At 69.0% G+C, this 13,598-nt stretch carries 12 protein-coding genes and 2 tRNA genes; 3 read left to right on the top strand and 11 right to left on the bottom strand.

The window, feature by feature from the left end; all coding sequences use genetic code 11:
- Nucleotides 1-44: 44 nt before the first annotated feature.
- The 4 genes from ndk to AMK26_RS02065 all read right to left on the bottom strand — a co-directional run bounded on the left by ndk (nt 45) and on the right by AMK26_RS02065 (nt 5,323).
- The gene (ndk, locus tag AMK26_RS02080) at nt 45-458 is read right to left on the bottom strand and encodes a nucleoside-diphosphate kinase (protein WP_073751215.1); all 414 of its coding nucleotides are present in this window, start codon (nt 456-458) and stop codon (nt 45-47) included.
- A gap of 308 nt (nt 459-766) precedes the next feature.
- Nucleotides 767-1,102: a DUF4233 domain-containing protein gene (locus tag AMK26_RS02075; RefSeq protein WP_073751213.1), complete on the bottom strand. Its 336-nt coding sequence runs from the start codon at nt 1,100-1,102 to the stop codon at nt 767-769.
- Nucleotides 1,103-1,110: 8 nt separating this feature from the next.
- Nucleotides 1,111-2,619, bottom strand: coding sequence for a bifunctional tetrahydrofolate synthase/dihydrofolate synthase (gene folC / locus AMK26_RS02070; RefSeq protein WP_073751211.1), 1,509 nt, complete (start codon nt 2,617-2,619; stop codon nt 1,111-1,113).
- A gap of 82 nt (nt 2,620-2,701) precedes the next feature.
- Nucleotides 2,702-5,323, bottom strand: a complete 2,622-nt coding sequence (locus tag AMK26_RS02065; protein WP_073751209.1) for a valine--tRNA ligase — start codon at nt 5,321-5,323, stop codon at nt 2,702-2,704.
- Nucleotides 5,324-5,462: 139 nt separating this feature from the next.
- On the opposite strand from AMK26_RS02065, the gene AMK26_RS02060 reads away from it, so the two are divergent.
- A complete protein-coding gene (locus tag AMK26_RS02060) occupies nt 5,463-6,392 on the top strand; it encodes a hypothetical protein (RefSeq protein ID WP_073751207.1) in 930 nt (309 codons plus the stop codon).
- A 71-nt stretch (nt 6,393-6,463) separates the two neighbouring features.
- Here the strand turns inward: AMK26_RS02060 and clpX are convergent, their stop codons facing one another.
- The 5 genes from clpX to AMK26_RS02035 form a co-directional block, all read right to left on the bottom strand.
- On the bottom strand, nt 6,464-7,747 hold the full coding sequence (clpX, locus tag AMK26_RS02055) for an ATP-dependent Clp protease ATP-binding subunit ClpX (RefSeq protein ID WP_073751205.1): 1,284 nt from the start codon (nt 7,745-7,747) through the stop codon (nt 6,464-6,466).
- A gap of 136 nt (nt 7,748-7,883) precedes the next feature.
- Nucleotides 7,884-8,558 (bottom strand): ATP-dependent Clp protease proteolytic subunit, encoded by a 675-nt coding sequence (locus AMK26_RS02050; protein WP_031070475.1) that lies wholly within the window; start codon nt 8,556-8,558, stop codon nt 7,884-7,886.
- A gap of 48 nt (nt 8,559-8,606) precedes the next feature.
- Nucleotides 8,607-9,212: an ATP-dependent Clp protease proteolytic subunit gene (locus tag AMK26_RS02045; RefSeq protein WP_179166380.1), complete on the bottom strand. Its 606-nt coding sequence runs from the start codon at nt 9,210-9,212 to the stop codon at nt 8,607-8,609.
- A gap of 302 nt (nt 9,213-9,514) precedes the next feature.
- Nucleotides 9,515-10,909 (bottom strand): trigger factor, encoded by a 1,395-nt coding sequence (gene tig / locus AMK26_RS02040; RefSeq protein WP_073751201.1) that lies wholly within the window; start codon nt 10,907-10,909, stop codon nt 9,515-9,517.
- A gap of 175 nt (nt 10,910-11,084) precedes the next feature.
- Nucleotides 11,085-11,161: transfer RNA gene (locus tag AMK26_RS02035), tRNA-Pro, on the bottom strand.
- 133 nt (nt 11,162-11,294) lie between these two features.
- Here AMK26_RS02035 and AMK26_RS02030 point away from each other — a divergent pair.
- Nucleotides 11,295-11,368, top strand: a tRNA-Gly gene (locus tag AMK26_RS02030).
- Between the two features lie 85 nt (nt 11,369-11,453).
- Here AMK26_RS02030 and AMK26_RS02025 read toward each other — a convergent pair.
- Nucleotides 11,454-11,648, bottom strand: coding sequence for a hypothetical protein (locus AMK26_RS02025; RefSeq protein ID WP_073751199.1), 195 nt, complete (start codon nt 11,646-11,648; stop codon nt 11,454-11,456).
- Between the two features lie 399 nt (nt 11,649-12,047).
- Between AMK26_RS02025 and AMK26_RS02020 the strand changes: the two genes are divergently transcribed.
- Nucleotides 12,048-13,160: an acyltransferase family protein gene (locus tag AMK26_RS02020; RefSeq protein WP_073751197.1), complete on the top strand. Its 1,113-nt coding sequence runs from the start codon at nt 12,048-12,050 to the stop codon at nt 13,158-13,160.
- Here AMK26_RS02020 and AMK26_RS02015 read toward each other — a convergent pair.
- On the bottom strand, nt 13,147-13,587 hold the full coding sequence (locus tag AMK26_RS02015) for an HD domain-containing protein (protein ID WP_073751195.1): 441 nt from the start codon (nt 13,585-13,587) through the stop codon (nt 13,147-13,149). The genes AMK26_RS02020 and AMK26_RS02015 overlap by 14 nt on opposite strands.
- Nucleotides 13,588-13,598 lie beyond the last annotated feature (11 nt).

Below are 13,598 nucleotides of genomic sequence, written 5' to 3'. Positions count from 1 at the left end.
CATCGGTCGCCCCAGGTCATGAGCGCTGTATGGCTGACAGCCGGTCAGGAAATGCCGGGGAAGAAAATCTTCAGTTCCCGAATGGCTGACTCCTCGGAGTCCGAGGCGTGGATCAGGTTCTCCCGGACGATGGTGCCGAAATCACCACGGATGGACCCGGGCGCTGCGGCGATCGGGTCGGTCGGCCCCGCCATCTGGCGTACACCCTCGATGACCCGCTCACCCTCGACCACCAGCGCGACGACCGGCCCGGACGACATGAACGCCACCAGCGGCTCGTAGAACGGCTTGCCCTTGTGCTCGCCGTAGTGCTGCTCCAGCGTCTCCTGGTCCAGGTGGCGCAGCTCCAGCGCGGTGATGGCCCAGCCGGCCTTGCGCTCGATACGACCGATGATCTCGCCGATCAGGCCACGGCGTACGGCGTCGGGCTTGAGAAGGACGAGCGTGCGCTGGCTCATGTGTTGCGGCTCCTTGCAGGCATACGTGTGCGGTGAGCAGAGGCTACAGGGGCCATACGGCGGTACGGCACCGGGTCCCGCGTTGCCGTCGCGGCGCGGCCCACCCACACGGGACGCCCCCGCGCGGGCCGGCCTCCCCGGTACGACGCGCCCCCGCGGGGCCAGCCCCTGCCGGGCCAGCTCGCCGGTACGGCCCGTGCCGGGCGTGCCCTTCGGGGTCGGCCATGCGCGTACGCGTGCCGTTGGGGTCCGACCCGGGGGTGTGGGGGCGCCGGCCCCCACCCGGGAACCCCGGGCGCAGCCACCGGTTACTGCGGCTGGGCCGCCCACTTGGCCTTGGCTTCGTCGATCTTGCGGCCGAAGTGGACCGACGCCCACCACAGCCCCGCGAACACCGCGCCCAGGAAGAACATCACCGGCACGACGAAACCGCTCACGATCAGCGCCACCTGCAGCGCCCAGCCGAGCTGTATCCCACCCGGTCGGGTGATCAGCCCGCAGAGCAGGACGCTCAGCGCCATGAGGACACCGCACACCGTCCAGACCGTGCCCATCGTCAGGCTGTCGTCCTTCATGGCCACCAGCCCGGCGAAACCGATCACGAAGAACTCGCCGATCAGCGTGGACGCGCAGAGCGTACGCATCAGAAACCTCAGCCCTTCCCCAACAGCAGCCGGGCCTCGCCGACCGTGATCACCGAACCCGTCACGAGGACGCCCGCGCCCGCGAACTCGTCCTCCTCCTCCGCCAGCGTGATCGCCGCCTCCAGCGCGTCGTCGAGGCGGGGCTCGACCACCACCCGGTCGTCGCCGAAGACCTCGACGGCGATCGCGGCCAGCTCGTCCGCGTCCATCGCGCGATGGCTGGAGTTCCGCGTGACGACGACCTCCGCGAAGATCGGCTCGAACGCCTCCAGCAGGCCCCGGACGTCCTTGTCGCCGCTCGTGCCGACGACACCGACCAGCCGGGAGAAGCCGAACGCCTCGCTGATGGCCCCGGCCGCGGCCCGCGCGCCCGCCGGGTTGTGCGCGGCGTCCAGCACCACGGTCGGGCTGCGCCGCACCACCTCCAGGCGGCCCGGCGAGACCACCGAGGCGAACGCCTGGCGGATCCGGTCCACGTCCAGCGTGCGGGCCTCCTGGGCGCCCACGCCGAAGAACGCCTCCACGGCCGCCAGCGCCACCGCCGCGTTGTGCGCCTGGTGCGCGCCGTACAGCGGCAGGAAGATCTCCTCGTACTCGCCGCCCAGCCCGCGCAGCGTCAGCAGTTGGCCGCCCACCGCGACCTCGCGCGAGACGACGCCGAACTCCATGCCCTCGCGGGCCACCGTCGCGTCGGCCTCGACGGCCTTCTTCAGCATCACCTGCGCCGCGTCCACCGGCTGCTGCGCCAGGATGACGGTGGCGCCCTGCTTGATGATCCCGGCCTTCTCGCCGGCGATCTCGCCGGGCGTGGTGCCGAGGCGGTCCGTGTGGTCCAGGTCGATGGGGGTGACGACGGCGACGTCACCGTCGATCACGTTCGTCGCGTCCCAGGTGCCGCCCATGCCGACCTCGACGACCGCCACGTCGACGGGCGCGTCGGCGAACGCCGCGTACGCCATACCGGTGAGGACCTCGAAGAAGGACAGCCGGTACTCCTGGGAGGTGTCGACCATCTCCACGTACGGCTTGATGTCCTGGTACGTCTCGATGAACCGCTCGGCGCTGATCGGCGCGCCGTCCAGGCTGATCCGCTCGGTGATCGACTGGACGTGCGGCGAGGTGTACCGCCCGGTGCGCAGGTCGAACGCGCCCAGCAGCGCCTCGATCATCCGGGCCGTGGACGTCTTGCCGTTGGTGCCGGTGATGTGGATCGAGGGGTACGCGCGCTGCGGCTCGCCCAGCACGTCCATCAGCGCCGCGATCCGCGTCACCGACGGGTCCAGCTTGGTCTCGCCCCAGCGGGTGGCGAGCTCCTGCTCCACCTCCCGCAGCGCCTTGTCCACCTCCGGGTCGGTGGGCCGCGCGGGCACGGCCTCGGTGGCGGGGGGCGGACCGGCCTGCGCACGCAACGTACGGCTGCCGGCCTCGATCACCGCCAGGTCGGGGTCTCGGTCGGTCTCGGCTTCCACGATCTCGTCGAAGTCGTCGCTGTCGCTGGACGGGGGCTGCTCACTCACAGGGCCAGTCTACGGAGCACCACCGACAACGCGGATGCGGCGGGGGTGCGGGGCACGCGGCCCCACTCCCCCGCCGTACGGCTCACGCCTCGGGCAGGTTCGCCAGCTGGTTCTCGATACGGGCGATGTCCTCGTCCGCCTTCGCCAGGCGCGTACGGATCTTCTCGACGACCTGGTCCGGCGCCTTGGCGAGGAACGCCTCGTTGCCGAGCTTGGCGTGGGCCTGCTGGCGCTCCTTCTCGGCGGCGGCCAGGTCCTTCGCGAGGCGCTTGCGCTCCGCCGCCACGTCGATGGTGCCCGACAGGTCGAGCGCGACCGTGGCGCCCGCGACCGGCAGGGAGGCGGTGGCGTGGAAGCCCTCGCCCTCCGGCTGGAGGCGCAGCAGCTGGCGGATGGCGGCCTCGTGCGGGGCCAGCGCCGTGCCGGCCGTGTCCAGGCGGGCGGGGACCTTCTGGCCGTCCTTGAGGCCCTGGTCCTTGCGGAAGCGGCGGACCTCGGTGACGACCCGCTGGACCAGCTCGATCTCACGCTCGGCGGCCTCGTCGCGGAAGCCGGAGTCGGCCGGCCAGTCGGCGATGACGAGCGATTCCTGGCCCGTGAGGGAGGTCCACAGCGTCTCGGTGACGAACGGGGCCACCGGGTGCAGCAGCCGCAGCGTCACGTCCAGGACCTCGCCCAGGACGCGGGCCGACACCTTGGCGGGCTCGCCGCCGCCGAAGAACGTGGTCTTCGACAGCTCGACGTACCAGTCGAAGACCTCGTCCCACGCGAAGTGGTAGAGCGCGTCCGAGAGCTTCGCGAACTGGAAGTCCTCGTAGTACGCGTCGACTTCGGCGACCGTGGCGTTCAGCCGCGACAGGATCCACCGGTCGGTGGCGGACATCTGGGACGGGTCGGGCAGCGGGCCCTGGACCGTCGCGCCGTTCATCAGCGCGAAGCGGGTGGCGTTCCAGATCTTGTTGGTGAAGTTGCGGGACGCCTGGACCCAGTCCTCGCCGATCGGGACGTCGGTGCCGGGGTTGGCGCCGCGGGCGAGGGTGAAGCGGACGGCGTCGGAGCCGTACGCGTCCATCCAGTCCAGCGGGTCGACGACGTTGCCGAAGGACTTCGACATCTTCTTGCCGCGCTCGTCACGGACCAGGCCGGTCAGGGCGATGGTCTTGAACGGGACTTCGCCGTCCATGGCGTACAGGCCGAACATCATCATCCGGGCGACCCAGAAGAAGATGATGTCGTGGCCGGTGAGCAGGACGTCGGTCGGATAGAACTTCTTGAGGTCGGCGGTCTGCTCCGGCCAGCCCAGCGTGGAGAACGGCCACAGGCCGGAGGAGAACCAGGTGTCCAGGACGTCGGTGTCCTGCGTCCAGCCCTCCCCGGTGGGAGCCTCGTCGTCCGGTCCGACGCAGACGACCTCGCCGTCCGGCCCGTACCAGACCGGGATGCGGTGGCCCCACCACAGCTGGCGCGAGATGCACCAGTCGTGCATGTTGTCGACCCAGTCGAAGTACCGCTTCGACATGTCCTCCGGGTGGATCTTCACCCGGCCGTCGCGGACCGCGTCACCGGCGGCCTGGGCGAGCGGGCCCACCTTGACCCACCACTGCATCGACAGGCGCGGCTCGATGGTGGTCTTGCAGCGCGAGCAGTGGCCGACGGAGTGCACGTACGGCCGCTTCTCGGCGACGATCCGGCCCTGCGAACGCAGCGCGCCGACGACGGCGCTGCGCGCCTCGAACCGGTCCAGGCCCTGGAAGGGGCCGTGGACGGTGATGACGCCGCGCTCGTCCATGATGGTCAGGGATTCCAGGCCGTGGCGCTGGCCGATCGCGAAGTCGTTCGGGTCGTGCGCCGGGGTCACCTTGACGGCGCCGGTGCCGAACTCCGGGTCGACGTGCGTGTCGGCGACGACGGGGATCGTACGGTCGGTCAGCGGCAGCTTGATGCGCTTGCCGACGAGGTGCTGGTACCGCTCGTCGTGGGGGTGGACGGCGACGGCGGTGTCACCGAGCATCGTCTCGGCGCGGGTGGTCGCGACGACGAGGGTCTCGTCGCCCTCGCCGTACTGGATGGAGACGAGCTCGCCGTCGTCCTCCTGGTACTCCACCTCGATGTCCGAGATGGCGGTGAGGCAGCGCGGGCACCAGTTGATGATGCGCTCGGCCCGGTAGATCAGCTCGTCGTCGTAGAGCTTCTTGAAGATGGTCTGGACGGCCTTGGACAGGCCCTCGTCCATGGTGAACCGCTCACGCGACCAGTCGACGCCGTCGCCGAGGCGGCGCATCTGGCCGAGGATCTTGCCGCCGTACTCCTCCTTCCACTGCCAGACGCGCTCGACGAACTCCTCGCGGCCCAGGTCGTGCCGGGACTTGCCCTCCTCGGCGAGCTGCTGCTCGACCTTGTTCTGGGTGGCGATACCGGCGTGGTCCATGCCGGGCAGCCACAACGCCTCGTAGCCCTGCATCCGCTTGCGGCGGGTGAGGGCGTCCATGAGCGTGTGCTGGAAGGCGTGGCCCAGGTGGAGGCTGCCGGTGACGTTCGGCGGCGGGATGACGATGGTGTACGGGGGCTTCTCGCTCTTCGCGTCGGCCGTGAAGTAACCGCGCTCTACCCAGCGCTCGTACAGCTTCCCCTCTACCTCGGCCGGCGCGTACTGGGTCGGCAGTTCGGGGACGGATGCTGGCTGCTGCTGAGTGTTCTCGGTCACGGGCCCAGTTTAGAGGTGTCACAGGCGCGTACTGAAACGGGATTGTTCGGTAACGGTTGTGCCCCCCGCCGTCCCGCGCGGCATGGGTTTCGGCCAGGATGTGAGGAACGCATAAGCATTCGGATGGGGGATCCCCTTAATGAGTTACAACCAGCCGGGCCCGTACGGCGGACAGCCCCAGCAGCCCGGACCGTACGGTCAGCCGGGTCCTTACGGCCAGCAGCCGCAGGCGCCCCAGCCCGGCTACGGCTACCCCCAGCAGGCCCCGCCCCCGCAGGGCGTGCCGCAGCAGGGTTACGGCTACCCGCAGCAGCCCGGCCCCTACGGCCAGCCCCCGCAGCAGCCCCCTTACGGCGCCGGCCCCGGCGCCTACCCCCCGCCCCCGCCGCCGGCCCCGAAGAAGAAGACGGGCTGGGTCATCGGCGCGGTCGCGGTGGTCGCGGTGCTCGGCGTGGGCGCGTACTTCGTGTTCGGGGGCGGCGCGGGCGCCGACATCGCGGACGACGGCCCGCACAAGCTGGTGACGCCGGAGACGGTGCTGACGGAGTACAAGAAGGACCCGAACAACACGGGTGACGGCATGACCAAGGACGACCTCAAGGACGCGGAGAAGTGGGGCGTCAAGAACGCCACGTCCGTCGGCGCCGCGTGGCAGGTCAAGAACGAAAGCAACCCGCTCGCGGGCAAGATGCTCAACTTCCAGGGCGTGTACGGAGAGATCGCGGACCCGGAGAAGGTCATCGACGCGATGTTCGCTTACATGCAGGAGGAGTCCAAGAAGGAAGCCGACGGACCGCAGATGATCGGCAGCCCGAAGGCCTACGAGCCGGCCGAGCTGTCGGGCGCCGTCCTGAAGTGCCAGGAGGCAGTGGTCAAGGCCGAGGAGGGCTCCACCGACCCCGGGCCGAAGGAGATGCGCATGCAGATGTGCGTCTGGGGTGACCACAGCACGCTCGGCTGGACGTTGCCGATGAACATGGCGGACCTCATGACCGGCAAGGCCACGTCGGCGGACGAGGCTGCGAGCCTCACCGCCAAGCTCCGCAAGGAAGTCCGCGTCAAGGCCTGACGGGCCGCGACACGAAAGGGCGCCCGGCCGGTTCGAGGAACCGGGCGGGCGCCCTTTCGTGTGCGTATGCGCTACGCGGACTTCTCGTGGCGGCCCGGGTCCTTGACGACCCTGGGGACCAGCGTGGGGTTGACGTTGTTGTGGACGACGTCCTCGGTGATGACGACGCGGGCCACGTCCTTGCGGGAGGGGACCTCGTACATCACGGACATGAGGACCTCTTCCATGATGGCGCGCAGGCCGCGCGCGCCCGTGCCGCGGAGGATGGCCTGGTCGGCGATGGCCTCCAGGGCGGGGCGGTCGAAGTCCAGTTCCACGCCGTCGAGTTCGAAGAGGCGCTGGTACTGCTTGACCAGCGCGTTGCGGGGCTCGACGAGGATCTTCAGGAGGGCCTCGCGGTCCAGGTTGTGGACCGAGGTGATGACCGGGAGGCGGCCGATGAACTCGGGGATCATCCCGAACTTCACCAGGTCCTCCGGCATGACCTCCTGGAACTGGTCGCTCGCCTCGATCTCCCGCTTCGAGCGGATCGTCGCGCCGAAGCCGATGCCCTTCGCGCCCGCCCGGGATTCGATGATCTTCTCCAGGCCGGCGAACGCACCACCCACGATGAACAGCACGTTCGTCGTGTCGATCTGGATGAACTCCTGGTGCGGGTGCTTACGGCCGCCCTGCGGGGGGACCGAGGCGGTGGTGCCCTCGAGGATTTTGAGGAGGGCCTGCTGGACGCCCTCGCCCGACACATCCCGTGTAATCGACGGATTTTCGCTCTTACGGGCGACCTTGTCGATCTCGTCGATGTAGATGATGCCCGTCTCGGCCTTCTTGACGTCGTAGTCGGCGGCCTGGATGAGCTTCAGCAGGATGTTCTCGACGTCCTCGCCCACATACCCGGCCTCCGTCAGCGCCGTCGCGTCGGCGATGGCGAACGGGACGTTGAGCATCCGGGCCAGGGTCTGGGCCAGGAGGGTCTTGCCGGAGCCCGTGGGGCCCAGCAACAGGATGTTGGACTTGGCGAGTTCGATCGCGTCGTCACGGCCCGCGCCGCCGCCGTTCTCGCCGGCCTGGACGCGCTTGTAGTGGTTGTACACCGCCACGGAGAGGGCCTTCTTGGCCGGCTCCTGGCCGACGACGTACCCCTCCAGGAACTCGTAGATCTCGCGCGGCTTGGGGAGTTCCTCCCAGCGGACCTCGCTCGTCTCCGCGAGCTCCTCTTCGATGATCTCGTTGCAGAGGTCGATGCACTCGTCGCAGATGTACACACCGGGGCCTGCGATGAGCTTCTTCACCTGCTTCTGGCTCTTTCCGCAGAACGAGCACTTGAGCAGGTCGCCGCCATCACCGATGCGTGCCACGAGGTGCTTCCCCTTCGCCTGGGAGCGGCTTGGTTCAGCCGGCTCCTGGTGCCTCATATCCGACGGTACCTTGCCGGGCCCCTCGTTCGGGCCCCCCTTGGCACGGTTCACACCGTGCCAAGGGAAGGTCGGGCCGTCAGGCTGCCGCCGCGGCGGTGCTCTTGCGGGTGGAGACGATCTGGTCCACCAGGCCGTACGCCAGGGCGTCCTCGGCCGTGAGGATCTTGTCGCGCTCGATGTCGTCGCGGATCTTCTCGATCGGCTGGGTGGAGTGCTTGGCCAGCATCTCCTCCAGCTGCGTACGCATACGCAGGATCTCGTTGGCCGCGATCTCCAGGTCGGAGAGCTGCTCGCGGCCCGTACCGCCGGACGGCTGGTGGATCAGCACGCGCGCGTTGGGCAGGGCCATCCGCTTGCCGGGGGTGCCGGCGGCCAGCAGCACGGCCGCGGCGGACGCCGCCTGGCCCATGCAGACCGTCTGGATGTCCGGCTTCACGAACTGCATCGTGTCGTAGATGGCGGTCAGCGCGGTGAAGGAGCCACCGGGGCTGTTGATGTAGATGGAGATGTCGCGGTCCGGGTCCATCGACTCCAGGCACAGCAGCTGCGCCATGACGTCGTTGGCGGAGGCGTCGTCGATCTGCACGCCGAGGAAGATCACGCGCTCCTCGAAGAGCTTCGCGTACGGGTCGTACTCGCGCACGCCCTGGGAGGTGCGCTCGACGAAGCGGGGGACGACGTACCGGTTGTCCACCTGCGGGCCGGTGTAGAGGCCGCTCGCGGAGAAGTTGCTCATGTGGGTGTTCACCATCCTGGTGGCGTTCGGCGGGCTGGGGGTGGGGGCGTACGGCGCATCGGCTCAGGCGCCGGTGCCGCCACCGCCCGGAACGCCCGCGGCGGCAGACATGATGTCGTCGATCAGGCCGTACTCCTTGGCCTCCTCGGCGGTGAACCAGCGGTCGCGGTCACCGTCGCGGATGATCGTCTCGACGGTCTGGCCGGAGTGGCGCGCGGTGATCTCGGCCATGCGCTTCTTCGTGCGGAGAAGGTACTCGGCCTGGATCTTGATGTCCGATGCGGTACCGCCGATGCCGGCGGAGCCCTGGTGCATCAGGATGTCGGTGTTCGGCAGCGCGAAACGCTTGCCGGCGCTGCCGCCGGTGAGCAGGAACTGGCCCATGGAGGCCGCCATGCCCATACCGATGGTGACGACGTCGTTCGGGATGTACTGCATGGTGTCGTAGATCGCCATGCCGGCCGTCACCGAGCCACCCGGGCTGTTGATGTAGAGGTAGATGTCCTTGTCCGGGTCGGCGGCAAGGAGCAGCATCTGCGAGGTGATCTTGTTCGCGATCTCGTCGTCGACCTGCTGGCCGAGGAAGATGATCCGCTCGCCGAGCAGCCGGTTGTAGACATGGTCGCCGAGGCCACCACCGATGGACGGCTCACCCGCGGCGTAAGGCATCAGATTCGTCACGTATCCACCTGCTCGTCTCTGACGGCTCCGGCCGTCTCAGCGTGTTGCGTACTGGGGGCGGGTAATGGCCTGCCCTCGTATTCATGGACCCTAACGCGCAGGTCGGACAACGCCATCCCGGTTCCCGAACTGTTCGCTGGGAGCGCAAGGTAGTTGGGCCGACAAGGGCAGGCCGGGGCCGGGCCGGCGCCGCGCCGGGCCCGCGTCGGCCCCGTACGGCGACGGGCCCGACCGCACGGGGGTGCGGATCGGGCCCGTCGGACCGTTCATGCCGGGGTCGGGGCCGGGGCTCAGGCCTCGGTCTTGTCCTCGCCCTTGCCCTCGGACTCCTCGGACTCCTCGGCGGAGGCCTCGACCGTCTCGGCGGCCTCGTCCTCGTCGTCCAGCTCGACCGGCTCACCGTTGGTGTCGACGACCTTGGCGGCCTCGACGACGACCGCGAGGGCCTTGCCGCGGGCGACCTCGCCGACGAGCATCGGCACCTGGCCGCCCTCGACGACGGCCTTGGCGAACTGGTCGGGGCTCATGCCGGAGGAGGCAGCGCGCCGCATGAGGTGCTCGGTGAGCTCCTCCTGGTTGACGTTGAGCTTCTCCTTGTTGACCAGCTCGTCCAGGATGAACTGGGTCTTGATGCCCTTGACCGCCTGCTCGCGGGTCTCGGCCTCGAACTCCTCGAGGGTCTTGCCCTGGAGCTCCAGGTACTTCTCGATGGTCAGACCCATCTGGCCGAGCTGGTGGTGCTCCAGGTTGTGCTTGCGGGTGTTGACCTCGTCCTCGAGGAGCTTCTCGGGGATCGGCACCTCGGCCAGCTTCAGCAGCTCGTCCAGGACGCGCTCCTGGGCCTGGGTGGCCTGGTCGTACTGCTTCATGTTCTCGAGGCGCTTGCGGCTGTCGGCCTTCAGCTCCTCGAGGGTGTCGAACTCGGACGCCATCTGGGCGAAGTCGTCGTCGAGCTCGGGGAGCTCACGGGCGGCGACCTGGGTGACCTTGACGGTGACCTCGGCCTCCTTGCCCTCGGCGGAGCCGCCCTTCAGCTCCGAGGTGAAGGTGGCCTCGCCGCCGGCCTCCAGGCCGGTCACGGCCTCGTCGATGCCGTCGAGGAGCTCACCGGAGCCGATCGTGTACTGCACGCCACTGGCGACACCGTCGGGGAGGACCTCGCCGTCGACCTTGGCCTCCAGGTCGATCGTGACGACGTCGCCCTCGGCGGCGGCGCGCTCGACCGGGTTGGTGGAGGCGAAGCGCTCGCGCAGCTGCTCCACGGACTTCTCGACGTCCTCGTCGGTGACCTCTACGGCGTCGACGGTGACCTCGATGCCGGAGTAGTCCGGGATCTCGATGGTCGGGCGGATGTCGACCTCGGCGGTGAAGGCCAGCAGCTCGCCGTCCTTCAGCTCGGTGATGTCGACCTCGGGCTGGCCCAGCGGGTTGACGTCGGCCTCGTTGACGGCCTCGGTGTAGAACTTCGGGAGGGCGTCGTTGACGGCCTCCTCCAGCACCGCACCACGGCCGAACCGCTGGTCGATGACACGAGCCGGGATCTTGCCCTTGCGGAAGCCCTTGACCGTGACCTGCTGGTTGATCTTCTTGTACGCCGCGTCGAGGCTGTCCTTGAGCTCCTCGAAGGGCACCTCGACAGTGAGCCGAACCCGGGTCGGGTTCAGGGTCTCCACGGCGCTCTTCACGGTTCGGTCTCCTTGGTGGCTGATTCTTGGATTCTGCCGGTGCCGCTTGCAGGCGGTTCCGGCCGATTCGGCCCGGTCAGAGAGACACACGGGCACGCAGCTTGCATAGTAACCGCAAGCGGGATGAGGCCCACAATGTGATCTTGGTTGCGCACGTGATCCGGCGCTTGTGGTGTGGTCGGGGTGGCGGGATTTGAACCCACGGCCTTCCGCTCCCAAAGCGGACGCGCTACCAAGCTGCGCCACACCCCGTCGGTGCGACACGTAGGGTACATGCCCCACGGCGGTGCGTCGGCACGTTTAAGGGGTGTGCGACGACCGGGACCGACCCGCTACGATGACGATGCGTTCGTGCCGCGGTCCTGTGACCCGCGGTGCGTTGCTTGCGGGCGTAGCTCAATGGTAGAGCCCTAGTCTTCCAAACTAGCTACGCGGGTTCGATTCCCGTCGCCCGCTCCATCCGGCCACGGCCCGGTGGGAGGCTCGGTGAGCTTCCCCCGGGCCGTTGTCGCGTTCTCAGCCCATGCGCACCTGCCGGCAACGGTCAGAAACTGATCTGGTTGATGGTGGCCGCGATCGAGTCGAGGAAGCGCTGTATCGACGGCGCCATGCCGGACGAGGCGAGGAAGAAGCCGAACAGGACGGCGACTATCGCGGGGCCCGCTTTGAGGGAGCCGCCACGGATCAACACCACGAGGATGATCGCCAACAGCAGCACCACGGACAGTGAAATGGCCACAACTGATCACACACCCTCGGTCGGTCCGCCTTGCCGGCCCCGGGGTGCGCGGCCCGGCGCCCCCCGTTGGCTCCATCGTGCCACCAACATCCCCACGTGTGAGGGCCGCTGACACATCGTTCACACAAGCACGCGCCGCGGCCCTGACCAGGCCGGGCGGCGGGCGGAAAAGCAGACTACGAATTCAATGCGATCGTTTCGTGTCGCACACAGAGTGGTCACAGGAAATTCGCAGCGTGTCCGGCGAGTAATTCTCCGTCAAAGACAGCGTGGCAATATGCCCCATATAAGGGGGATTAATTGGGGCATAGGTGGCGGTTGGGGGTGGTGTCAGATACGAATACGAGGGCCGCACAGCGGGTTTTACGAATTGGTGGAGGCGTCGCTAGGGTGCCTCAAATGTTCCAGGCTCCGCATGGAAATCAGCAGGCCCTGCTCCCGCCGGTCCGGGAGCCCGAGACCACCACGAGCACCCGCGAGCGCGGGACGGACAGACCCGGCCGGGACGCGTTCTTCGACAACGCCAAGTACCTGGCGATCGTGCTCGTGGCCGTGGCGCACGCGTGGGAGCCGGTCATGGACGGCAGCCGGGCGACGCGGGCGCTCTACATGTTCGTCTACACCTTCCACATGCCGGCGTTCATCGTGATCTCCGGCTACTTCTCGCGGAGCTTCACCGGACGCCCCGACCAGCTGAAGCGCCTGGTCACCGGCCTCGTCGTGCCGTACCTGGTCTTCGAGGTGGCGTACTCCCTCTACCGGCGCTGGTACGGCGGCACCCCGGACCAGGCCATCAGCCTGACCGACCCCATCTACCTCACCTGGTTCCTCATCGCGCTGTTCGTCTGGCGGCTGTCCACGCCCCTGTGGCGCACCATCCGCCACCCGCTGCCCGTCGCCCTGGTCATCGCCGCGCTCGGCTCGCTCACCCCCGGCATCGGCCAGGACCTGGACCTCCAGCGGGTGCTGCAGTTCCTGCCGTTCTTCGTCCTGGGCCTGTCGCTGAAGCCCGAGCACTTCCAGCTGCTGCGGCGCCGGGCGGCACGGCTGCTCGCCGTACCGGTCGCGCTGGGCGCGCTGGCGTTCACGTACTGGATCGCGCCCGACATCCGGATGGGCTGGTTCTACCGCTCCACCAGCGCCGAGGAGCTGGACGCGCCCTGGTGGGCGGGGCCGGTCATGACGGTCTCGCTGTTCGGCTGCGCGCTGGTGCTGACCGCGGCCTTCCTCGCCTGGGTGCCGCGCCGGCGGACCTGGTTCACCGTCCTCGGGGCGGGCACCATCTGCGGCTACCTGCTGCACGGGTTCCTGGTGAAGGGCATGGAGTACTGGGCGCTCGTCCCGGCGTACCGGCTGGACACGCCCCTCGGGCGGGTCGTCGTCACGGTGGTGTTCGCCGCCGCGGTGACCGCGATGTGCACCCCGCCGGTGCGGCGGGCGCTGCGGTGGGTGACCGAGCCGAAGATGGAGTGGGCATTCCGCCGCGACGTACCAGACCTCAGCCGCCGCTGAGGCCCAGCAGGGCGCGGACCCTCGCGTACTTGGCCGTCAGCCGGGCCCGGGTCGCCTCGTCCAGGACGGCGAGGCGGTCCGGGTCGGCGTTGTGCGCCAGGTCGGCCTCCTTGACGAGGCGAGCGCCCGGCACGGCCAGGACACGGGCGGTGTACGCCTCCAGGTCCTCGCCCGGCCGCTTGGTGAGCGCCAGCACCATGTCCTTGACCGCCTGCGGCAGGGCCGCGCCCCGGAGCCACTCCTCCGGCAGCCGGTCGTCCTCCACGGCGTCGTGCAGCCACGCCGCGGCGACCTGCTCGTCGCTGCCGCCCCGGGCCCGTACCCCTTCCGCGACCGCCTGGAGGTGCTCGGCGTAGGGGCGGCCCGCCTTGTCGGTCTGGCCGACGTGGGCCTCGCGGGCGATCGCCTCGACCTCGGCGAGAGTCAACAAGAGCTACC

Source organism: Streptomyces sp. CB03234 (assembly GCF_001905885.1).
Classification (GTDB): Bacteria; Actinomycetota; Actinomycetes; order Streptomycetales; family Streptomycetaceae; genus Streptomyces.
Note: the sequence above shows the minus strand (reverse complement) of the source record. Positions and strands in the feature narration are given on the sequence as shown.

What these genes read in the sequence shown, in the direction of transcription:
- ndk (WP_073751215.1), bottom strand. Translation starts at nt 458, where the DNA reads ATGAGCCAGCGCACGCTCGTCCTTCTCAAGCCCGACGCCGTACGCCGT.
- AMK26_RS02075 (WP_073751213.1), bottom strand. Translation starts at nt 1,102, where the DNA reads ATGCGTACGCTCTGCGCGTCCACGCTGATCGGCGAGTTCTTCGTGATC.
- AMK26_RS02060 (WP_073751207.1), top strand. Translation starts at nt 5,463, where the DNA reads ATGAGTTACAACCAGCCGGGCCCGTACGGCGGACAGCCCCAGCAGCCC.
- AMK26_RS02050 (WP_031070475.1), bottom strand. Translation starts at nt 8,558, where the DNA reads ATGGTGAACACCCACATGAGCAACTTCTCCGCGAGCGGCCTCTACACC.
- AMK26_RS02045 (WP_179166380.1), bottom strand. Translation starts at nt 9,212, where the DNA reads ATGCCTTACGCCGCGGGTGAGCCGTCCATCGGTGGTGGCCTCGGCGAC.
- AMK26_RS02020 (WP_073751197.1), top strand. Translation starts at nt 12,048, where the DNA reads ATGTTCCAGGCTCCGCATGGAAATCAGCAGGCCCTGCTCCCGCCGGTC.